Origin of the sequence: Paenibacillus sp. 1001270B_150601_E10 (assembly GCF_015558675.1) — a bacterium.
Taxonomy (GTDB): Bacteria; Bacillota; Bacilli; order Paenibacillales; family Paenibacillaceae; genus Paenibacillus_B.
On sequence record NZ_JADMOL010000021.1, the window covers coordinates 32925 to 53238 of the forward strand.

General features: G+C 46.4%; 24 protein-coding genes. 18 read left to right on the forward strand and 6 right to left on the reverse strand.

Features of this window, described 5'->3' with window-relative positions; genetic code table 11:
• Positions 1–3: 3 nt before the first annotated feature.
• The 4 genes from I2H74_RS23870 (at position 4) to I2H74_RS23885 (ending at position 3143) form a co-directional block, all read left to right on the forward strand.
• Entirely contained in the window at positions 4–591 is a 588-nt protein-coding gene (locus I2H74_RS23870; protein ID WP_195576748.1) for a TetR/AcrR family transcriptional regulator, read from the forward strand.
• Positions 592–660: 69 nt separating this feature from the next.
• Positions 661–1332: an NUDIX hydrolase gene (locus I2H74_RS23875; RefSeq protein WP_195576750.1), complete on the forward strand. Its 672-nt coding sequence runs from the start codon at positions 661–663 to the stop codon at positions 1330–1332.
• Between the two features lie 3 nt (positions 1333–1335).
• Positions 1336–2409, forward strand: coding sequence for an undecaprenyldiphospho-muramoylpentapeptide beta-N-acetylglucosaminyltransferase (locus tag I2H74_RS23880; RefSeq protein WP_195576752.1), 1074 nt, complete (start codon positions 1336–1338; stop codon positions 2407–2409).
• 152 nt (positions 2410–2561) lie between these two features.
• Entirely contained in the window at positions 2562–3143 is a 582-nt protein-coding gene (locus tag I2H74_RS23885; RefSeq protein ID WP_195576754.1) for a GNAT family N-acetyltransferase, read from the forward strand.
• Positions 3144–3216: 73 nt separating this feature from the next.
• Here I2H74_RS23885 and tatA read toward each other — a convergent pair whose 3' ends face one another.
• Entirely contained in the window at positions 3217–3435 is a 219-nt protein-coding gene (gene tatA, locus I2H74_RS23890; RefSeq protein WP_195576756.1) for a twin-arginine translocase TatA/TatE family subunit, read from the reverse strand.
• Positions 3436–3451: 16 nt separating this feature from the next.
• Positions 3452–5110 (reverse strand): PhoX family protein, encoded by a 1659-nt coding sequence (locus I2H74_RS23895; protein ID WP_195576782.1) that lies wholly within the window; start codon positions 5108–5110, stop codon positions 3452–3454.
• 208 nt (positions 5111–5318) lie between these two features.
• On the opposite strand from I2H74_RS23895, the gene I2H74_RS23900 reads away from it, so the two are divergent.
• The gene (locus tag I2H74_RS23900) at positions 5319–5507 is read left to right on the forward strand and encodes a hypothetical protein (RefSeq protein ID WP_229506165.1); all 189 of its coding nucleotides are present in this window, start codon (positions 5319–5321) and stop codon (positions 5505–5507) included.
• A 71-nt stretch (positions 5508–5578) separates the two neighbouring features.
• On the opposite strand, the gene I2H74_RS23905 is transcribed toward I2H74_RS23900, so the two are convergent.
• On the reverse strand, positions 5579–6091 hold the full coding sequence (locus I2H74_RS23905) for a DUF1572 family protein (protein ID WP_195576760.1): 513 nt from the start codon (positions 6089–6091) through the stop codon (positions 5579–5581).
• A 189-nt stretch (positions 6092–6280) separates the two neighbouring features.
• Between I2H74_RS23905 and I2H74_RS23910 the strand changes: the two genes are divergently transcribed.
• From I2H74_RS23910 to I2H74_RS23920, 3 genes are all read left to right on the forward strand, one after another.
• The gene (locus I2H74_RS23910; protein ID WP_195576762.1) at positions 6281–6823 is read left to right on the forward strand and encodes a hypothetical protein; all 543 of its coding nucleotides are present in this window, start codon (positions 6281–6283) and stop codon (positions 6821–6823) included.
• 136 nt (positions 6824–6959) lie between these two features.
• On the forward strand, positions 6960–7718 hold the full coding sequence (locus I2H74_RS23915; RefSeq protein WP_195576764.1) for an alpha/beta fold hydrolase: 759 nt from the start codon (positions 6960–6962) through the stop codon (positions 7716–7718).
• Between the two features lie 32 nt (positions 7719–7750).
• Positions 7751–8188: a GNAT family N-acetyltransferase gene (locus tag I2H74_RS23920; RefSeq protein ID WP_229506166.1), complete on the forward strand. Its 438-nt coding sequence runs from the start codon at positions 7751–7753 to the stop codon at positions 8186–8188.
• A 215-nt stretch (positions 8189–8403) separates the two neighbouring features.
• Here the strand turns inward: I2H74_RS23920 and I2H74_RS23925 are convergent, their stop codons facing one another.
• Positions 8404–8619 carry a DUF3951 domain-containing protein gene (locus I2H74_RS23925; RefSeq protein ID WP_195576766.1) on the reverse strand — a complete coding sequence of 72 codons (216 nt, stop codon included), beginning with the start codon at positions 8617–8619 and terminating at the stop codon, positions 8404–8406.
• A gap of 227 nt (positions 8620–8846) precedes the next feature.
• Between I2H74_RS23925 and I2H74_RS23930 the strand changes: the two genes are divergently transcribed.
• From I2H74_RS23930 to I2H74_RS23970, 9 genes are all read left to right on the forward strand, one after another.
• Positions 8847–10295, forward strand: coding sequence for an FAD-binding oxidoreductase (locus tag I2H74_RS23930; RefSeq protein ID WP_195576768.1), 1449 nt, complete (start codon positions 8847–8849; stop codon positions 10293–10295).
• On the forward strand, positions 10292–10894 hold the full coding sequence (locus I2H74_RS23935) for an MFS transporter (RefSeq protein ID WP_229506167.1): 603 nt from the start codon (positions 10292–10294) through the stop codon (positions 10892–10894). The genes I2H74_RS23930 and I2H74_RS23935 overlap by 4 nt, the downstream gene beginning before the upstream one ends.
• A gap of 47 nt (positions 10895–10941) precedes the next feature.
• Complete coding sequence (locus tag I2H74_RS23940; protein ID WP_195576769.1) at positions 10942–11706, forward strand: class I SAM-dependent methyltransferase; 765 nt, start codon at positions 10942–10944, stop codon at positions 11704–11706.
• Between the two features lie 48 nt (positions 11707–11754).
• Positions 11755–12426 carry a ribose-5-phosphate isomerase RpiA gene (gene rpiA / locus I2H74_RS23945; RefSeq protein WP_195576771.1) on the forward strand — a complete coding sequence of 224 codons (672 nt, stop codon included), beginning with the start codon at positions 11755–11757 and terminating at the stop codon, positions 12424–12426.
• 206 nt (positions 12427–12632) lie between these two features.
• Positions 12633–13067, forward strand: a complete 435-nt coding sequence (locus I2H74_RS23950) for a MarR family winged helix-turn-helix transcriptional regulator (protein WP_195576773.1) — start codon at positions 12633–12635, stop codon at positions 13065–13067.
• Positions 13068–13263: 196 nt separating this feature from the next.
• Entirely contained in the window at positions 13264–13653 is a 390-nt protein-coding gene (locus I2H74_RS23955) for a hypothetical protein (protein ID WP_195576775.1), read from the forward strand.
• A 6-nt stretch (positions 13654–13659) separates the two neighbouring features.
• On the forward strand, positions 13660–14568 hold the full coding sequence (locus I2H74_RS23960; RefSeq protein WP_195576777.1) for a right-handed parallel beta-helix repeat-containing protein: 909 nt from the start codon (positions 13660–13662) through the stop codon (positions 14566–14568).
• 21 nt (positions 14569–14589) lie between these two features.
• A complete protein-coding gene (locus I2H74_RS23965; protein ID WP_195576779.1) occupies positions 14590–15183 on the forward strand; it encodes a discoidin domain-containing protein in 594 nt (197 codons plus the stop codon).
• Positions 15184–15218: 35 nt separating this feature from the next.
• Complete coding sequence (locus tag I2H74_RS23970; protein WP_195576780.1) at positions 15219–16610, forward strand: Ig-like domain-containing protein; 1392 nt, start codon at positions 15219–15221, stop codon at positions 16608–16610.
• A gap of 209 nt (positions 16611–16819) precedes the next feature.
• On the opposite strand, the gene I2H74_RS23975 is transcribed toward I2H74_RS23970, so the two are convergent.
• Together I2H74_RS23975 and I2H74_RS23980 are read right to left on the reverse strand one after the other, a co-directional pair.
• Positions 16820–17641: an undecaprenyl-diphosphate phosphatase gene (locus I2H74_RS23975; protein WP_195576785.1), complete on the reverse strand. Its 822-nt coding sequence runs from the start codon at positions 17639–17641 to the stop codon at positions 16820–16822.
• Positions 17642–17806: 165 nt separating this feature from the next.
• On the reverse strand, positions 17807–18679 hold the full coding sequence (locus tag I2H74_RS23980) for a helix-turn-helix transcriptional regulator (protein WP_195576781.1): 873 nt from the start codon (positions 18677–18679) through the stop codon (positions 17807–17809).
• A gap of 187 nt (positions 18680–18866) precedes the next feature.
• Between I2H74_RS23980 and I2H74_RS23985 the strand changes: the two genes are divergently transcribed.
• Positions 18867–20231 carry an MATE family efflux transporter gene (locus I2H74_RS23985; RefSeq protein WP_195576786.1) on the forward strand — a complete coding sequence of 455 codons (1365 nt, stop codon included), beginning with the start codon at positions 18867–18869 and terminating at the stop codon, positions 20229–20231.
• Positions 20232–20314 lie beyond the last annotated feature (83 nt).

A 20314-nucleotide genomic window follows, 5' to 3' on the forward strand; every position in this document is an offset into this window, starting at 1 on the left:
ATAATGGTGACAAGGAAACGCAGAGCAGGTCTTGATACCAATATGGTTGTATATGAGGCGATCAAGCTAGCTGATGAGATCGGTTATGAGAAGCTGACATTGGCAGCGCTGGCTGGAAGACTCGGCATTAAGACTCCTTCGCTGTATAATCATATTCAGGGTTTGGATGACTTGCGAAAGCATATAGCTGTGCATGGTCTGGAGCAGTTGCACAATACTCTTTCTCATGCTGTAAAGGAGTCGGCGAAAGAAGAACGCATCTTGAAGGTGGCAGCTGCTTACGTTGCGTTTGCCAATGAGAACCCAGGGGTGTATGCTGCTACCCTTCATGCTCCAGATAAGACAGTTGCACGATGGAGCGAGCTGGGCGAGCAAATTGTAGTCTTAATTAGCAAGCTTAGTGAGCCCTATGCTATGGATGACGACGAAGTCATTCATTGGGTAAGAGGCTATCGGAGCTTGCTCCATGGATTTGTAAGCCTTCAGCAGGCGGGAGCGTTTGGCATTCCGCTTGATCTTAATGAAAGCCTGCGATACATGCTGAACATGTATATGAGCGGTGTTGAGAAGTGGAAAGCCAAGACAGATTAAAGGGTAGTCCGCGTGTGAATAGGTATAGTACTTTTGCCGATGGACGATTGTGAAGGGCAGGGGATATAGATGAGTCAGCAAGAGTGCTTTGATGTGCTGGACCATGAGATGAATAGGATAGGTAGTGCGGCAAGATGGGAGGTCCATCAGAAGGGCCTATGGCATCAAACCTTTCATTGCTGGATTTATCAGATTGTGGGTGGGAGGCTCCAACTGTTATTTCAACATAGACATCCTTCAAAGGACACCTTTCCGAATCTGCTCGATATTTCCTGTGCAGGTCATCTTGCCGCAGGTGAACAAGTAGAGGATGGGGTTCGTGAGCTGGAGGAAGAGCTAGGATTGACTGTTTCGTTTCATGATCTTAAACCTTGCGGCATTGTACCGGAGGAACAGGTGATTGAAGCGGGAGGCATGGACCGAGAATTCTGCCATGTCTTTGTGTATAGATGCAATCAACCGCTGTCTGAATATCACGTGCAGTTGGAGGAAGTGTCTGGTCTCTATTGGTTGGATATGATGGAGATACGGTCACTGATCCACCGTGATACGAGAGCGGTCCATGGACATGGATTCTCTGTTCATCCTGTAACCGGCGAACGAACAGATGAGACGAGATGGTTTGAACTAAAAGACTTCGTGCCTCATCATGCGACATACTTTGAACGTGTGTTCCGTAAGATGGAAGAAGAGATAGCCCGCAGCTCAAAGATCAATTCACTACCGACAAGTGAGGGATGACGCATGACGAAGCGAATCCTGCTTACAGGAGGAGGATCAACGGGACACGTCGCCGTTAATTTAGCGCTGATCCCTGTACTTCTGCGTGAGGGCTGGGAAGTCCATTATATGGGATCGCACGATGGAATTGAATCCAAGCTGATGAAGGACCTGAAACAGGTCCAATATGTGGGCATTTCCACAGGGAAGCTAAGAAGATACTGGAGCTGGACCAATGTAACCGATCCGTTTCGCGTGCTGAAAGGTGTTGCCGAAGCCTATCGGAATATTCGTCGATTAAAGCCCCGCGTCGTATTTTCAAAAGGCGGTTTTGTCTCGGTGCCTGTCGTCATTGCTGCATGGATGAATCGTGTGCCCGTAATTGTCCATGAATCGGATCTCACGCCTGGGCTTGCCAATCGAATCGTGCTTCCATATGTCAATCGCATATGCACAACCTTTGAGGAAACCAAGCAGCATCTTAGGCATCCTGACAAAGTCATGCATCTTGGCGCTATCGTCCGGGAAGAACTGCTTCAAGGAAGGGCGGAACGAGGTTATCAGTATTGCCACCTTCGGAACGACAAGCCAGTGATTGTTGTTATGGGCGGAAGCCTTGGAGCGAAAGCCATTAATAAGGCTGTGCGAGAAGCAATGCCAGAGCTGACGAGACATTATCAGATCGTCCATTTGTGTGGAGCAGGACAGCTTGAGCCTAATATTCAGCATCCTTCCTATCGGCAGTATGAATATTTAACCGATCCTCTTCCTGATGTCCTGGCAATGGCGGATATGGTTATCTCAAGAGCAGGCTCGAACTCTATTTTTGAGCTGCTGACTTTACATAAACCGATGCTGTTAATTCCGCTCTCAAAGGCTGCTAGCCGAGGCGATCAGCTCTTGAATGCGGAGTCCTTTGCCAAACATGGATATGGCGAGGTGCTTCTTGAGGAGAATCTGACTAGAGAATCGTTATTGCAAGCGGTAGAACGTTTATACATGAATCATCATGAAATCCGAGGCATCATGAAGGAAGCAAAAATGGACAGTCGGATGAACGAGCTCGTAAAGCTGTTAAAGAGCGTCGCATTGACTTGAAATCAGTCAGTAAGGGTCTTGAATCATCAAGACTCTTTTTTGTTTTAACCGGGAAAGTTAAAAATCTGTTGAGTTTGACAAGAAAATATTGGTATCATATGTGCAATAAGGAACTTCACGGAGCATGACAACATGTATGGGGGGCATGAAGGATGAATTTAGCGCTGCGCAAGCTTTCCAAGCTGGATGATCTACGATTCTTTCAAATGATGCAGGAAATGGGGCCAGGAGAGAATGGCTTTCATAACAGCATGTATGGCTTGAACCCGAATCAGTTTCGCCATGCGCTGAGCGGAGCGGACAAGATGTCAAGAGGGCTATTCTTGCAGCCCCAATTCGTTGCCCAAACATCCTACTGGCTTATGCTGGATGACCACCCCCTGGGCCTTGGCAAGCTTCGACATGAGTTGAATGCATCGCTCCGTGAACGAGGTGGACATATTGGCTATGCAATACGTCCTAGCGAGCGAGGCAAGGGCTATGGTCATGTTATTTTGCAGCTCCTTGTGGAAGAAGCGGGCAAGCGCGGAATGAATGAGGTGCTCTTAACGTGCCTTGAAGACAACTTTCCGTCGCGTAGAGTAATAGAGGCCAATCAAGGCATCCTCCATGAGATTAAAAATGGGATCTGCAAATATTGGATTCATATTACAGCAAACAAGCTTCCGAAGCGAGATTATCTTGCAGAAGCGTTAGAACGAGACCGGAAGGCCAAAGAAGCAAAGAAATATTGATGCTTGTTTATGAAATAAATGGAAAGGAGCACTGCTGCAAGCAGGCTCCTTTTTAAACATGTTAGGTTTCAAACTAAGCATTGGGCTTGGTCTGTTCTTGAGCTTTGGCTTCTGATTTTTGCTGAGCCTGCTCCTCATCACTATTCATTAAGCCTCTCGTAGCGCTTTTGAATTCGCTTAGGGTTCTGCCGAAGGCGCGCCCGAGCTCTGGAAGCTTGGAAGGACCAAAGATGATCAATGCGATGATCAAGATGAGAATAAGACCGCCAATTCCGATATTGCCAAATGGCATATGCGTATCACTCCTTTTATCCTAGCTTAAATCCGCTAATCGCTACTACAGCACAGCGGGCAATCTTGTCCCCTTTGCGATGAGGCCATGTGCTAGTCGGCTTGCTGAGATCCGTCGTATTCTCTCCTGGATGCTGTACGGAGATGAACAGCGTGTCCTCATTCGGCGTGAAAAACGGGCCGGTTAACTCAGAATCAACGGGACCTGAGGCAAACTGCATCGCAACGCCTTTATCTTTACCGGCTGTTGGAATGACAAACAAGCCGTTATTCATAAAGGACTTATATACTCCCTTGTTATGGCTGCTGGTCGAGATGTCTGTCACGACCCAGAGGTTCGCATTGGAGTCAAAAATCAGATTGTCGGGGGAGCTAAATCCGGATTGTCTGCCGCCTGCAGCAAAAATCTCAAAGTCGAATTCGAGAGAGGCAAGGTTGTCGCCGCTCTCAAAGATGCGGGTAATATGGCCGTGAATATTGCCATGGGTATCGTTGTTTGTGTGGCAGATGAACACCGAATTGTCGAATGGCGAAATCTCAATGTCCTCCGGGCGATCCGTTGGTGTTCCGCCTACAAGCAAGGCTGCCTCATGACAGTAGGTGACAACCTCGGCTTGTGTTTTGTAGCGTTTTTGCAGTTCTTCTTTTGATGCATTCACACCATAAGGAACTTTTAAGGAATCGCTTGACAATACTTTCGTTACAGCTTCAATTGTGACAGGCACCCATTGCCCCTTCTTAAGGTTTGCCACATATAAGGTTCCATCCTCCAGGAGGGATGCATTGCTTCTACCCTTAGCTGGGTCAAATTTGCCTTTGCTTATGTATTTGTATACACAAGCATCCTTCTTATCGTCCCCCATGTACACGACGACTCTTCCGTCTGAAGCAAGTCCCATTGCAGTATTCTCATGGTTAAAGCGACCTAGCGCTGTATGCTTTTTACGATAGGAGGCATCACGAGGATCAATCTCTATGACCCAGCCGTAGTGAGTTTCATTCAGCTTGGCATGCTGGGCTGTCTCCGAAAAGTTCTCCTCGCAGGAAAGAACGGTCTTCCAAAGCGTAATGCCGCCCGAACAGTTGGCAAAGGTTCCTTGAACCTTTGCTGCTTGGCTAAGAGCAGCGGATCCTTTCGCAGGTCCAGTCAGCTCGAAGCTCGTGAACCCATTGATTCGTCTCGCATATTTAGAAGCAGGGTCTAGCTTCCATGTTCCTTCTTTGTCTTTATAGATTTCTGTTACAGACATGCCTTGGTAATACAGTTCCTTTTCAACTTGTGCAGACGTGAGTTGGTCATTGTGGATCGGACCGAGGGAGAAGATGTTGGTGTATTCATGGTTGGTTACAAGTAGACCGCGGTTTGAGCCTTCTAGTGGAAAATAAGCATTGTAGTCGCATCCTTGGCCAAATTTCTCTCCTGCTGGATTAATGATATCATCGAATGCAGCAACGACATCATACTTGAAGCGATTCGGAAGCACGAGCTTGTCTTCCTTCGAAGGTTGAATCGGATCGAAGAATCCGGTGACACGATTCGTGCCAAAGCCAAATAGATGGTCAGCCGTTGAGGATAAGGCGGAAGCTTTGCCCTCAAGCGTACCGAGTCCAGCTGAGGCTGCAGCCAAAGCAGCTGCCCCAGTGCCAAGATAGGATAGAAACGTGCGGCGATTCATCGAATTGCTCACTATTGTCCACTCCTCACATGAATAAGGTTATACTTGGGACAAGTTTAAGCAATAAATGTAAATTTTGTTCGAGAATGATGTTGAAATTATATAAAGAAATCGTGTAGGGTATTCTTATGCATAAGTTATTCCTTAATATCCCTTATTTGGGACTTGGTTTAAATGTTCATGTATCATGCAAAAAGAGGTGATTGATATGGTTGTTGTTGCCATATACGCATTTATAGCACTTATACTGGCTGTTATGATTTATGGAGCTGTTAAACGAGCAATTAACGATTCTGAACTAACCTATCTTACTCAAAAAAAGGTTCAGCTGCTGCAGGATATAAAAAGCCTGCTGGACCAGCAGCAGGCGGATAAAGCGGATCTCGATAAAAAATGAAACTGTGGTGGAATCAAAGATGTAGAGGTGATGCATCAATCATGCATCAATTGATAGTAGATGGTTGATGATTACTTTCGGCGAGGGATCGTCAGCGTTTGCCATTGATCACCGAGGAGAAGCTTCGCGCAGAACACAATTTGCCCAACATGGTAAGCGTAATGAGCCATTTGGCGCTCGATTGCTTCGATGACGGACATCGGCTTATTCCGAATGGTAATGGTTCGCAGCAGATCGTCGGGCGTCAACATATCCAGTTCATCAAGGAAGACTTTCCATCCCTTATCCCAGCATACAAGCAGCTCTTCATGCGTTGAGATGGAATTGACGAACTCATCGTCACGGTTGCGATCCAGCTTCTCGCCATCAGTGGTGAGGAAATCGGTCCAGCGTGAGATCATATTCCCGCTCATATGTTTTACAATTACGGCAATACTGTTGCTGTCATCATGTGGGGACCATGTCAGTTCTTGATCCGACAATTGCTGAAAAGTTTGTTCTCCGTTTTTCTTTACCTCTAGAAAGCGTTCTTTGACAGCATTAAGGTAGCATTCACCAATCGGGAGCGAGGATGGCTCTGTCATACATCTAACCTCCGTTTCATGTAATGGGTCGAACGATTAATTCTCTGTATAAGGTGGTCATACATCTTAATGTCGAAAGATCTTTTTCTGCTACCAAATTATAGAATATAAAGAATTCGGGGACAAGATGTGATTTCTCCTCCTGCGGCATATGGTTGTATTAATGGATTGTAAATAAGGGGGGATACGATGGGGTTTCATGTGATGGCCTGGGGTATTGTATTTGTGCTGTTGTCCTTTCAAATCAATGGGATAGATATTCTTCCGGACATTATTGGGTACATCCTGATGATGATAGGATTCAGCAGAATTGAATCCTATCATCCGCATTTTAGACGTGGCAAGCTGCTTTCCATCGTTTTTATTGTTCTATCGCTAATTGGCATGTTCCAAATACGCTGGACGAACCCGGACGGAGTACTGCTCGCTGGCGGCTTGCTGTTGAGTCTTGTTATTCTCGTTCTTCAAGTGATGCTGTTCTATTCACTGATCATGGGCATTGAAGAGGTTTCACGCCTACGAGGGAAGCTGGAGCTAGCCGATCTGGCAAGAGGCCGATGGAAGCTGTATTTATTTTATGTCGTTGCCATCGCGATCTCCATGCTGATCATTTGGTCGCAGCCGCTGCTATTCGGTCCGTTCATCGCCATCCTTGCGTTTATTTTCTCCATCGTGCTTACGTACTTGCTGTGTGCCCTCTGCACTCGCACGGAACGGGAGTGGACCACATAAGCATTGCTTGAACATGGGGGCATTACAGAAAGTGTCATGGATTCAGTCAGGCTGTCGTATGTTATAACAGACTTGCTATACATGCTGCATCAACTGGTCATAAAAGAGTGGATGTACATATGGAGCTTAAATGGTAATGTATAAAAATCGCAGCAAGATCATTGAAGTTGAGGTGTACGTAATGGACATAACATCGAACATCATTATGAATGGGAATATTGGAATTCACATGCTGGATTCCATAAAGGAGGCGAATGTAGGCCTTGTTCCTCTTGTCATAAGTCCAGGGCTGTCCGAAACAGCAGAAGAGTATATGGACTTTATGGAAATTCTGTTGCCAAGACGGGTTATTGTTCTTTCTTACCGTGGTAGAGGACAAAGCGATACGCCAGACCGAGGCTACGCGCTTGAAGATCATGTCTCAGATCTTGCGGCTGTTGTCCAACAGACACATCTCGAGCGCTTTCATCTTCTCGGGTATTCAAGAGGTGTTTCGTATGCGCTTGGCTATGCCGAGCAGAACCGGGAGCGTCTACGCTCCTTGATCCTCGTGGATTATCCTGCCGTTCACAAGCAGATGGAGAAGGGGTGGGCGGAAGCTTATATTAATCATTATTTGATTCCGCATCAACGCACCTCATTGATGCGTCAGCAGGCTGTAAGAGGCATCGGACGCGAATCCGTGGCTTGTGAATTTGCAATGGGGCTTCAGATGCCTGTGCTCGTGATGAGAGGGCTTGAGAGTGATTCCTTTGTATCGGATAAGGATCTCGATCAGTACCGGCAGATCCAACCCAATCTTCAGATTCGTCATTTTCCTTCTTCGGGTCATGACATTCGTCATTCAGAGCCGAATGATTACTATGAGACGATTGCAGCTTTCTTGCATGATTAATCCAAACGATGATAGAAAAGGGAGATGATAGCATGATCATTCGTGAAGCACGTTCTGAGGATGCCCCAATACTTGAAAGATTGTATCGCAAGCTTCACCCAGGTGATTTGCCTGTCATGGTATCAAAAGAACGGATCGAGCAAATCTCCCAGCATCCCGACAGCTACCTATTAGTGGTTGAGGATGATAGCCGTCTCATTGGGACCGCCCACTTGCATCTATGCCTGGATGTCGTAAGAGGGGACCAGCCCTTTGCCGTAGTGGATCAGGTCATCATTGATCCTGAATGTCGATCAAAAGACTACACTTCCTTTTTGATGAAGCATATTGAGACATTCTGTCACCAGCGAAAATGTGTAAAAGTCATCCTTACAAGCGATATCAAGCAAGAAGCCGCCCATGAATGCTATACGGAGCTTGGCTATAGCGGAGAATCTCACCGCGTGTATAAAAAATACTTGCCATACTGATTCGCTGCTCCTTTATTCTTTATGCACTCTTTCATGCACGTCTATGGTTATCTCACCAAATAAATAAGCCTGCAGCGTCTCGGAGCACTCCTTGCGCTGCAGGCTTATTTATGCTTTGAACGAGCATTTGATATTAGCTGAATGGTATGATCTATTCTTATCGGTTAGAATGAGGTACCAAGATGAAAACAAACGTTTATGCTGCTTCTTTACGGTTATTGCACCTTCTGTTTGGATCTTCGTTTTCCTTCACCTTGATCATCATCTTCCTCATGATCTTCCTTCTCTTCGTGAAACTCTACTTCCGATTGCCCTGTTATATAATCGAGAGGGGTATAGTACACGTCAGGGAGTGCACGTCCGCGAATAATCTTTACGGCAATAATGGATAGCAGAACCAGTATAGGTACGATTAGAGACAGCAGAATCATAGCCGTGAATTCCAGAATAGACCCTCCTTCCGAAGCATTGTATGATGTCCTATTACGTTGCTCTTCATAAAAAGTTTCAAATCTTTATAATGGCAGCGAGCCTTCATTTGACGAAAAGGAATCATATCTATTAGTGGTTAGGATATGGTAGAACCTGTATAATATACCTGATCCAAGAATCTAAGTGTGGATTGAAGCTGCAGCTAGTATAGAATGGGTGGATAGTGATGCTCCAAAAAAGATTCCGTACGAAGATATTGGCGGTCGCCCTTATAGGTTATGCCGCATTGTTTGCAAGTTCTCTTTGGGTGCATGTTCATACCGAGGAAGTGCGAATGAGAAGCGATGTTGGAGGAATTCTTTCCTCTAAGATATATGAGGTCATTAAAGTGAAGAGCAGCGAAGATATCCAAGAAGCATTGCTTAAGGCGAAGCGTCTGGATAAAAAGATATCGGTATCGGGCTCTAGACATAGTCAAGGCGGGCAGAGTTTCTATGACGATGCTATTGTTCTTGATATGCGTGAATACAATAGCATTCTTTATGTCGATCCAACGAATAAGCTTGCTCGCGTGCAGAGCGGTGCGACATGGCTTGATATTCATGAGGCGATAAACCCTTACCATCTTGCGGTAAGAGTGATGCAGTCCTCCGCAATCTTTACCCTTGGCGGCTCCATGAGCGCTAATGCTCATGGCAGAGACCCTAGCGAGGGTTCCTTGATAGAGAGCATAGAATCCTTTCGGATCATGATGGCTGACGGTACAATTGTGGAGGCGAGCCGAACCTCACAACCGGACCTGTTCCATGCAGTCATTGGCGGTTATGGTTTATTCGGCGTTATCCTTGATGCTGATGTGCGGCTAACGGAGGATGAAGTGTATGAGCAGAAGATCACCAACATGATGTATACGGATTATCCGAAGTTCTTCGATGAACATATTATCGGCAACCCGGAGGCTGCTTTAACCATTGGAAGATTATCTACAGCGCCAAGCAGTTATTTGACACAGATGTATGCACTAACGATGGAGAGAACAGATGAGCCTTTAACACCCGCGCTTACTGCGCTTGAAGATGAGCGCTTTGTGGAATCAGGCAAGTTTATTTTTGGATTGTCTCGAAAATGGGACCGTGCGAAAAACTGGAGCTGGAAGCTTCAAAAGCAGCTTTATCGTATTGAAGAGGGAAAGCGGATATCTCGCAATAATGCCATGCGCAATGATGTTGAATTTACCATGTATCGCGACCCTCAGAAGACGGATCTGCTGCAGGAATACTACGTGCCTGTTGATCGCTTTGTTCCTTTTGTAGACGGGCTCAGGGAGATTCTAAGGGAAGAAGAGCTGAATGTATTGAACATCACCGTTCGCTATGTCCCAAAAAGTTATGAATCTGTGCTGTCTTACGCCAAAAAGGAGAGTTTCAGTCTTGTGCTGCTCATTAATCATAAAAAATCACCAAAAGACCTGCGTCAGCTCGAACAAGCGACGCGGCGAATCGTCGATCTCTCATTAGAGCAGGAAGGGAGCTTCTATTTGACCTATCAAAACTTTCCAACGCTTGAACAGCTGAAGAAAGCTTATCCGAATTGGGAGAAATTCAAGCAATTCAAGCAGTATCATGATCCTGAGGGACGATTTATGAACGAATGGTATGCGAGGTACAGCAGATGAAAAATAATGTGATCGTGAAGGCGTCGCTACTTCGCTGGCTGATGCTTTCTCAAAGCCTGATGACATTCGGAGCGGGTGTTGTCTTTCCGTTTTATTTAATATTCATCAAAGAGATCGGCGGAGACTTTAGCCAGTACGGGATCGCGTATGGACTTTATACACTATGCTCTGCTGGACTAAGCATCTGGTACGGCAAATGCTCTGATCGTTTTGGCAGAAGCAGATATCTTATCATCAGCGCGTGGGGCACGTCCGTCATCTTTTTAATTTTTCCGATCGTGACCGGGATCGTGCAAATTTACGTGCTGCAGATTCTGATGGGGGTATTTGGCGCTATGCAGCGCGTATCCGAGCGCGCGCTGACGGCAGATCTCACTGATCATTCAAAGCGAGGGGAGTATATAGGACGGTATCAATTCGGCCTCTCGATAGCTTCTGGAATTGCTGTTATGGCAGGTGGCTTCCTGATTGACTTGTTCACTCTGGATTGGTTGTTCTACGCAGGATCTATTATCCTTTTTATAAGTGGAATGATCATGTGGCTCGTCCCTTTTGATGGAATTCACCAAGGTCGTTATGACCAGTCTGTGGAGTTGTGATACGATAGATGAAGCGATTAGCGCAGAAGACCGGAAGGAGAATGGAAATGAAACAGGATTCCTTATCTTTTGATCAATATCTGGAGTTAGCGGAAGCGGGCTTCTCCGGCTGGGACTTCAGCTTTCTTGAACAAACCGGTAGAATGGCCTCAGGCACGTTATCGTGGAATTACTATAATGTTGTGCTTCCTTACATACGAAATAAAGAGAGCATGTTGGATATGGGAACAGGCGGCGGAGAATTCCTGCGTCTACTACAGCCTTTACCTAGGCAAACCTATGCCACGGAGAGCTATGCACCGAACGTGCCGGTAGCAGAATCCGCACTTGCACCTTTAGGGGTTAAGGTTGTTGCGGTCGAGGAGGATGAGTCCATTCCTCTGCCGGACAATCACTTTGAATTGATCATCAATCGACATGAATCCTATGCGCCTTCAGAGATATGGCGCATGCTGAAGCCAGGCGGCCTCTTTATTACCCAGCAATGCGGAGGACAGAATGACATCGAGCTCAATCATTGGTTTCAGGCTGATGTGCCTGAATATGTGCATTGGACCGTAGAGTATGCAGCAGGTGAACTGAAGCAGCAGGGCTTTGAACTTCTTGCGTGCAAAGCAGAAGCGACGAATACTCGCTTCTATGACATTGGAGCGATCCTGTACTACTTGAACGTCATTGAATGGCAGATTGAAGACTATGCATTCGAGAACTACCGCGAACAGATTGTGAAGCTGCATGAACGGATTAATGTCGAAGGCTATGTGGATACGACGTGCGACCGTTTTCTCATCCTTGCGCGCAAGCCGGAATAGCACATTATTAAAAATAATAGGTTTCATCAAATAGGAGGAAGATTCATCATGAATGGCAAACAGTTAGCAGCAGAAAAGGCAGTAGAATGGATACAGGATGGAATGGTCGTAGGGTTGGGAACAGGCTCGACCGCATACTGGGCGATTCAGGCAATTGGCCGTCGCGTGAAGGAAGGTCTTCAGATTCAAGCAGTCGCTACATCTGTTCCGTCTGAGAATCTAGCCAAGGAGCTTGGCATTCCGCTTATTCCATGGTCAGAGGTTCAATCCATTGATGTGACCATCGATGGCGCAGATGAAGTGAATGCTTCCTTTCATTTGGTAAAAGGGGGCGGAGGCGCGCTTCTTCGTGAAAAAATCACCGCTTATGCGAGCAAGCAAATGATCGTGATCGTGGATGAATCAAAGGCTGTCAACGAACTTGGAAAGTTTGGCCTGCCTGTTGAGGTAGTGCCTTTTGCATGGGAAATGACGGCGCGTCATATTGAGAAGCTTGGCTGCAAGGCGATTCGTCGAGCAGATGCTGAAGGAGAGCCATTTATCACAGATAACGGAAACTACATCCTTGATTGCCAATTTGGCGTTATCGAAGAGCCTCCTGCATTGGAAGCCAAACTGCAGCAAATTCCTGGCATTGTAGATCATGGACTTTTCATCGGGCTTGCGGATATCGTCATCGTAGGCTATGAAGACGGCCGGGTAGAGATTACGGTAAGATAATGGAATGAAGCTAGGGATGAGGAATCTTTCTCGCTATAGAGAATAGGTTCCTCTTTTTTGTGAAGAGAAGATGGCATTCATCCAGCTTGGTCTATCAGGAATTACCAATTTCATTGACTTTCAGGTGAGACATTCACTATACTTTAATTATTAAAACGTTTACGCATCTATAGATGACATTATATAGAAGATGAGAGGATTTCGGAATGGATCGCATACAGGATTACGCAAATCGAGTTGGATTGGCCATGTGGAAGACACATCGGCGCATGTCTGCTGAGATGGCTGAATATAAGGAGCATGGACTTACTGGACCTCAATTTTTTATGCTTAATATGATTGCACATGAGGGACCAACGAAGGTTGCTCGGCTTGCAGAGCGGATGGAAGTGAAGCCGAGTGCTACGACTGTCATGCTTGATCGACTAGAGCAAGGCGGTTTCATTCTGCGTGAGATGGACAAGAATGATCGACGAGCGGTCATCGTCTCCCTAACAGCAAAGGGCAAGGATGTATTGAAAAAAGCAAAGAAAGAGTCCAATAAAGTTCTTTCTCGTTTTTTGTCGGTCTTGACGGATGAAGAGCTTGAGACCTTTACTTTGTTGTATGAGAAGCTGATCCCAGAAGAGGTGAAGGAGTAATTCCTTCAAAGGTGGCCTTGGCACAGTTATGTCGAGGCCTTTTTCTTATTCTTGATTGTAAGCGGATACAAAAATCTTAAAAATGGTATAGCGATCATAAAAACGGTGCCTACAACATGACGACAGCTTCCTTTACACTGAGCTTGACTATCTCTGATTGTTACAGGATAGATCCTTCAGCTAAAGGAGTGTTGACATGCGAAAAAAAACCGCACCAATTTCCGTATTGCTAGTCCTAATGCTGCTGTTCCAGTCGTATGGATATGCTGGCGCAAGCCCGAATGGGCATGCAGAAACGGATGAGAGCCAAGTTGTCAGTTCCGCCGCAGAAGAGGGTGCCACCTATTACGTGGATGCCGAATTGGGCAGTGATGCTAATGATGGGACCAATGCAGCCAAGCCCTGGGCGACTTTGGACAAAGTGAATGCCCAACGCTTTAAAGCTGGCGACCGCATCTTGTTCAAGGCAGGCTCAGCATGGGAAGGCCAGCTTGCACCTCAGGGGTCTGGTTCGCCAGGAAAGCCGATCATCATTGATAAGTATGGAAGTGAGGATGCTAACATTAGGCCGATCATTCATGGATGAGGGAGCTTGAAGTCGGGAAGAAAGGCACCTGTTTTTGCAGGACAACAAGTCATGCCTGCTGTACTGCTTGAGAATGTGGAATATTGGGAGATTCGCAATTTAGAGATTACGAACGATAATGACTTTTCTAAGAAAGGCTCGACTGGCAGTCAGCTCTTATCTGGTATCGGGGTAAGGATTGATGCGGATCAGCCAGCCTACAATCGCCCTTTTCATCATATCGTCATCGACAACAATTATATTCATGATGTGGACGGCGTCTATGATACAAGACATAAGGAAAATGGCGGGATTCATGTATCCGTAGAAGGGACATTCGCCAATTGGGATACTCCAACGTATGCCAAATACGTCGATCTACGAATCACCAATAACGTCATTGAGCGAGTATCGAGGACAGGAATCCGAGCAGCGGGGCACAACAACTACGTGAATAACGAGGGTGGATTTGGCATAACCGCTACGTATCGTTATAACGCTTGGAATGAGCAGGTATACATCGCGCACAATGTGCTTAACGACATCGGCGGAGATGCGATCATTCTTCGAGATGGGGATGGCACCATTGTTGAGCATAACACAGCAAGCCGCTTCGGCAACTATGTGTCCGGCGGCAATGCGATTGCCGGTGTATGGTTGGCCGTGTCAAAGAACACGATACTTCAATTCAATGAAGTCTCTCATGGACCAAGTTACAATCAGGACGGCTGTGCCTTTGATTTTGATTCTTACTTGACCAACACTATCTATCAGTACAACTACAGTCATGACAACCCGATGGGCATGATGCTATTGATGGGCGGCAATGATACGGATGTCATGCGCTACAACGTGTCCATCAATGACGGCAGTGCCTTCCGTCATTTCTCAGCAAATGAAAAAACGGGTGCTTACATCTATAACAACTTGTTCTAATATGATGGAGCTAACTATGAGGTGCTGGAGGGAGATGGCGTTAAGACAGGCTATAAGCTGTACAACAATATCTTCTATAATCACAATTCGAATGCGCCTACGAATTGGGAGACGAACCAATGGAACTTGCTGGAGTTCAGTCATAATACTTTTTTTGAGGCAGGGGGCAAGCATCACCTGAATGAGCCGCTTGATCTGAAGGCGATTTATTCGGATCCGCTGTTTACTGAAGCAGGAACGTGGGGTGCTGGATTTGAAACGCTAGCAGGTTACACACTAAAGGCTAACTCTCCTTTGATCGATGCTGGAAGAGCCTTGCCAGAATCGATTGTGAATCTATTAACGAGCCTAGGCGGCGAGAGCAAGGATTTCTACCAGCTGTCCTTGCAGGACGGTCAGCCTGACATTGGGATTCATGAATATCATGGGGAGAAGGAAGCGCCTGGAACGGTAGACCGTCCATTTCTACCACAATCGTCTCTCTCCATTAAAGCCTTCAGCTCAGAAGAGCCAAGCTATGAAGCAGCGCGTGCCATTGATGACGATCCAAGCAGCTATTGGCGATCTGGATATGCGCCTGTGCAATCGATAACTTTAGATCTTGGCGGCCTCTAAGCTATCGTTTGGCTACGACGCCAGGGAAAGGAACCATGACATTAGCAGATGCTGCAACGGGTGAGTTCCGTTATGTGCCTTATTCAGGCATGTTCGGGAAAGAGGAGATATCCTTTGAAGTCAGCAACGGTATTGAGACTAAGACGGGAAAAGCTGTTTTCTACATTTCAAAACAAGGAGATTCCTTTATTCAAAATTCAGGATTTGAAACCGGCTCGGCTACAGGGTGGCCTGTGGTAAGCAGTACAGTCAAGGTCGTGGAAGGCCAATCGTATTCCGGAAAATATGCGATTCAATTTGAACGCGCTTCCACAAGCCTTGAGCAAACTGTACAGGGCTTGAAGCCGAATCAGTGGTATGTGCTTGAAGCATGGGGAAAGAGCGAGCGAGCAGACAACTATCAGCGCATCGGGGTGAAACGCTACGACAGCTCAGGATTGCAGCAGGTAGCGGATATAAACAGCTTAAATTACACGCGGCTTAAGGTGCCATTTAAGACAGGGCCTAGTCAGACGACAGCAACCGTGTTTGGATATAAGCGCCCATCCTCTGCAGCACCGCCTTCGTCAATCGACGGAGTTAAAGCATGGCTTGACGACTTTGGTATTCGTGAATATCAGCCCCCAACGGCAGAGCCCACTGCATTTGATATGAAGGCAGGACAGGTCTATAACGGTGCTGTTCAAGGCGAGAGTACGGAAAGCGAGGAGCTTCAATATCATCTCGTTTCTAAACCGCTGCAAGGGACCTTGCAATGGAATGAGACAACAGGAGACTTTGTGTATACAGCACGGTCTGATGCTTCCGGTACCGATCAATGGACGTTCATAGCTCGCGACGAACGATCAGAATCTCTGCCTGCAGCGGTGACTGTTCGCTTTTCGCCAGCTGCATATGTTGTTTCCATTAATGCCATACCCGATCATCTTGTGCTAAAAGTTGGAGATACAGAATCGACCGTTGTTCAGGCGGTGTATTCAGATGGACAGCAGGTTGTATTAACGGAGGGGTTGACATTTACAGCAATCGATCCAACGCTCATCTCCATCCTTGATGGATACATCACTGGCCTGCGGATAGGTAAGACTGAGGTTATGTTGACATGGAATGGCTTTACAGACCGGATCGCGATCCAGATAGAAAGTCCCCCAATTGAAAAGCTGCCGATTCGACTAAGCTTCAATGAAAAGAAGCCTATGCTCCGCGTAGGGGAGAATGTTAGGGTTATTCCAACGATTCATTACGATGATGGCACAAGTGCCATTGCGGACTCTGCTTCTGTTACGTATCGAATAACAGATAAAGAGATCGCCACGATTGATGAGAATGGGGTAATACACGGAATCGCAAAAGGAAAAACCATGTTAACCATCCAATGCGGGAAGCTTACGGAGACGCTTGAGGTCATGGTGAAGAAAGAGAAGTAAACGACAGAGCCCTAGACATTGTTGTTATAACTGCGTTGAAGTTAAGAATGCGCAACAAACCAAAGCATGACCTTTAGCAGAAATAAAAAGAACCATACGTTCTCGCCAGCAAAGCCTCTCGTAATGATCGTCTTGATCATCTTCAAAGCTTGGCTAAAGAGGGTTGCGTATGGTTCTTTTGATTGAACATGATGCTGTTAATCAAAGAATTATAAGAAGACAAAGTAAATAACTGCAGCCAAAATAATGCGATAAATGGCAAACGGAACGAGCTTGATTCGATTAATCAGCTTCAGGAAGAAACGAATCGAGATCAAGGCAAAGATAAAGGCGGAGATAAATCCGACGATAAAGAATGGTAGGGCATCAAGGGTGATGTATTCCCAGTTCTTTAAGAGCGACAATCCGCTTGCGCCAGCCATAACGGGCACTGCCATAATAAAGGTAAAGTCAGAGGCAGCGCGGTGGCTCATGCCAAGCAATACACCGCCTGAGATCGTAGAACCTGAGCGAGAGAAGCCTGGCCATAAACCTAGACATTGGAACAATCCAATTCCCAAGGCTTGTCCGTAAGTAATCTGGTCAACCGATTCTGCCTTTGGCTTCTTCGGTCTTACAAAGTCTGCCACGATCATCAGGATGGCACCCAGCACAAGGCCGATGACAACCGTCTTAGTGGAGAATAAGTATTCATCAATATAATCCTCGAATAGGAGTCCGAGCACGGCTGCTGGAATCAAGCCGACGATAACCTGCGTAAGCTTCAAGTGCTTTCCTGGCGTCGTAATCGCATGCTTGCCTGCAAGCTTGCGCAAACCAAGAAGATCCATAAATCTCGGCCAAAATACGACAACGACAGCAAGGATCGATCCTAGCTGAATGACGACCTTAAACGTATTGGCGACCGGTGCTGAAAACAGCTCTTTGGATTGGAAAAGAAAATCATCAACGATAATCATGTGTCCCGTAGAGGATACGGGAGCGAACTCCGTCAATCCTTCCACGATGCCCAAAATAAAGGCAACAAACATTTCCCACAAAATGATTCACACTCCTGTAACAACTAAAATATTCTTTTTTGTCATCGAATTGAAAGACAAGCATATGCACGTCAATCGCGCACGTTTTGTATTATACCTTGTTTTCGAATGATGCGGTAGCTGAATCTGCACGTCTGCCTATCAATGAGCGATGAACTAATGATAGGTTAGACGGAATGATCGAGGTGAAAGCCCTTCATATTTCGTAAAAATGGTAGAAAAGTAAGAAGCCTGCTGGAAGCCGACTTCCTCAGCAATTCTTGCAATCGAATCATTTGTGTGCAGGAGCAAGAGCTTCGCCTGATGAACCCGATAACGGTGAAGATATTCAAGCGGCGAAGAGCCGAATTGCTTCTTCATGCATCTGGCGATATAAACCGGATGAAAATTAAGATGCTCGCCAAGTTCTGCCGCGGTCACTGAATCCCGATAATGCTGCCGCAGATAGGCGGCAGCAAGCTCTGCGCATTCAGCAGCTTGTGAGCGAGTCTCCTGCTCAACAGAGCTAGACAGCTCATGCACGATTTGCTGGAATACAAGCTGCTGCTGCCAGCGCGTAGATCGCTGATGCATTAACGGACCTAAGCTTGACAGCTCTTCCAGCCATTCACACATCTGGGAGGGATGCTTGATCTTCGTATAAATCGGAAGATTAATCGTAAAAGGATTCTTTTCCATCGTAGAGATATGAGCATAGTCGATCTCGGAATGACGGAGCTGAAGCTCATGATGCTCGATGTGCCTCCAAGCGCCTGTAGTATGAAAATGAAGCCAGAAATAATGTGTCGTGACTTCACATTTTTTGATGGACTGATGGGCAAGGTTGGGGCTTAAAATAATGGCCTCTCCTGGTCCTACTTCATAGAGCCGATCCTCTTCTGCGATGTGAAACGCTCCTTGAATGACATAAAGCAGATCGAATACACCTAGATTACGCCTGCTTGGATGAGCATTACCGGAAGCAATCATATCGCGCCCGCTAATGATGTAGTGGGGCAGCGGCGGAGCAGTCATCTGAATGATTGTCATGTTGAACACCTGCCCTTAAGTGATGGGTATTAGGTTTATATCGTGAATGTTTAGGTTTCAAAGCTGAACCACAAGATGGATTATACCATCTATACTTGTAAACGATCTATAGCGCTCACTTCAAATAAAAAATGAGGATGAATGCAGTTTACAGGAGGTTTATTTTGTGAAGACATCAGAGGGGAAGATGACACTGTGGCTGCTTGCTTGGCCTATCTTCATTGAGCAATTTCTTCAATTTTTACTGGGGGCAGCAGATACCTTGATGGTCAGCCGCATCTCGGACGATGCGGTAGCCGTTGTCGGCTTCTCGAATCAATTATTTTTTGCTCTGCAGACACTGTTTATGACCATAGCGAGCGGAGCTGGCATCCTTATTGCGCAAAAGCTTGGATCAAGGAAAAATGAAGATGCACGTGTCCTTGGTATAATGGCTGTGTCGGTAAGTGCTGCAATCGGAATCGTCTTAAGCTTGATCCTCGTTTGGAAGCCAGTTGAAATCGCACAGCTTCTCAACATGCCTGAGAATTTATTGCCGCTTGCGAAGATTTACATTTCCATCGTCGGTGGAGGGATGGTCCTTACCGCGCTGATGGCGGCACTCGGTACCGCTATTCGAAATACTGGCAATACGAAAGGACCGATGTATACTGCGATTGGGATGAATGTCATCCACATCATATTGAACTACGCCTTTATCTATGGCGCATTTGGCTTCCCACAATGGGGGCTAACAGGAGTAGCGATCTCGACTCTTGTCAGCCGATTGCTGGCGTCCATTTTCTTATATTGGCTGTTTATCCAATCATTTGACCAACGAATCAAGCTTCGTGATTTCAAAATCTTTGATCGTAAGCTCTTTAATGACATCTTGAAAATTGGCTGGCCGCTTGGCGTTAACTCATCCTGCTGGGTGTTTACGCAGCTCATCATTTTTACATTTATTGCGATGCTGGGCTCAAAGGAGCTTGCAACCAGAACGTATATGAATACGCTTGAGTCGTTTTGCTTCCTGCTAGGCTTCTCCATCGCCCTTGCGGTGCAGATACAGATTGCCCATCTGTTTGGTGCAAGACAGACAAAGGAAGCGTACAAAGGTGCATATAAAGCGCTGGTCATTGGGCTGATTCTCGTTACAGTTAATGCTTTCTTGGTGTTCGTGCTTGGTAAGTCCATTCTAAGCATCTTTACAAACGACCCGGAGATTATTGCAATGGCAGGATCGCTGCTGCTGCTTAACCTGATGCTTCAGCCAGGGAAAATGCTGAATATGGCGCTTGGGAATGCGCTGAATGCGGTAGGCGATACGAAATTCCCAATGTGGACGGCCATCTTCTCCATGTGGCTGATTGCTACTGCACTGTCCTACTACCTAGGCATTGAGTGGGGATGGGGACTCGTTGGAATCTATGTGTGCATGATTGCAGACGAGTATGTACGGGGATTGCTGGCCCTATGGCGTTGGCGCCAACGGAAGCACTTGAAGCGTGCTGAGGCAAGTATGACCGCGACAACCCTACCAGGAAGTGGAGCCATGGCAATCGATTCTTAAATGATAGCAAAAAGCCCCTGAAGACTGATGGTCAAGCCCCATTTTTGTAGACATTGAAAAAAGCCCTAAGCTGAAAGCTGGCG

Coding starts and splice junctions, on each gene's coding strand:
- I2H74_RS23935 (WP_229506167.1), top strand. CDS start 10,292: ATGAAAAATAATGTGATCGTGAAGGCGTCGCTACTTCGCTGGCTGATG.
- I2H74_RS23975 (WP_195576785.1), bottom strand. CDS start 17,641: ATGTTTGTTGCCTTTATTTTGGGCATCGTGGAAGGATTGACGGAGTTC.
- I2H74_RS23875 (WP_195576750.1), top strand. CDS start 661: ATGAGTCAGCAAGAGTGCTTTGATGTGCTGGACCATGAGATGAATAGG.
- I2H74_RS23930 (WP_195576768.1), top strand. CDS start 8,847: ATGCTCCAAAAAAGATTCCGTACGAAGATATTGGCGGTCGCCCTTATA.
- I2H74_RS23885 (WP_195576754.1), top strand. CDS start 2,562: ATGAATTTAGCGCTGCGCAAGCTTTCCAAGCTGGATGATCTACGATTC.
- I2H74_RS23880 (WP_195576752.1), top strand. CDS start 1,336: ATGACGAAGCGAATCCTGCTTACAGGAGGAGGATCAACGGGACACGTC.
- rpiA (WP_195576771.1), top strand. CDS start 11,755: ATGAATGGCAAACAGTTAGCAGCAGAAAAGGCAGTAGAATGGATACAG.
- I2H74_RS23940 (WP_195576769.1), top strand. CDS start 10,942: ATGAAACAGGATTCCTTATCTTTTGATCAATATCTGGAGTTAGCGGAA.
- I2H74_RS23920 (WP_229506166.1), top strand. CDS start 7,751: ATGATCATTCGTGAAGCACGTTCTGAGGATGCCCCAATACTTGAAAGA.
- I2H74_RS23970 (WP_195576780.1), top strand. CDS start 15,219: ATGACATTAGCAGATGCTGCAACGGGTGAGTTCCGTTATGTGCCTTAT.
- I2H74_RS23905 (WP_195576760.1), bottom strand. CDS start 6,091: ATGACAGAGCCATCCTCGCTCCCGATTGGTGAATGCTACCTTAATGCT.
- I2H74_RS23870 (WP_195576748.1), top strand. CDS start 4: ATGGTGACAAGGAAACGCAGAGCAGGTCTTGATACCAATATGGTTGTA.
- I2H74_RS23925 (WP_195576766.1), bottom strand. CDS start 8,619: ATGATTCTGCTGTCTCTAATCGTACCTATACTGGTTCTGCTATCCATT.
- I2H74_RS23980 (WP_195576781.1), bottom strand. CDS start 18,679: ATGACAATCATTCAGATGACTGCTCCGCCGCTGCCCCACTACATCATT.
- I2H74_RS23910 (WP_195576762.1), top strand. CDS start 6,281: ATGGGGTTTCATGTGATGGCCTGGGGTATTGTATTTGTGCTGTTGTCC.
- I2H74_RS23950 (WP_195576773.1), top strand. CDS start 12,633: ATGGATCGCATACAGGATTACGCAAATCGAGTTGGATTGGCCATGTGG.
- I2H74_RS23895 (WP_195576782.1), bottom strand. CDS start 5,110: ATGAATCGCCGCACGTTTCTATCCTATCTTGGCACTGGGGCAGCTGCT.
- I2H74_RS23955 (WP_195576775.1), top strand. CDS start 13,264: ATGCGAAAAAAAACCGCACCAATTTCCGTATTGCTAGTCCTAATGCTG.
- I2H74_RS23985 (WP_195576786.1), top strand. CDS start 18,867: ATGACACTGTGGCTGCTTGCTTGGCCTATCTTCATTGAGCAATTTCTT.
- I2H74_RS23900 (WP_229506165.1), top strand. CDS start 5,319: ATGGTTGTTGTTGCCATATACGCATTTATAGCACTTATACTGGCTGTT.
- tatA (WP_195576756.1), bottom strand. CDS start 3,435: ATGCCATTTGGCAATATCGGAATTGGCGGTCTTATTCTCATCTTGATC.
- I2H74_RS23915 (WP_195576764.1), top strand. CDS start 6,960: ATGTATAAAAATCGCAGCAAGATCATTGAAGTTGAGGTGTACGTAATG.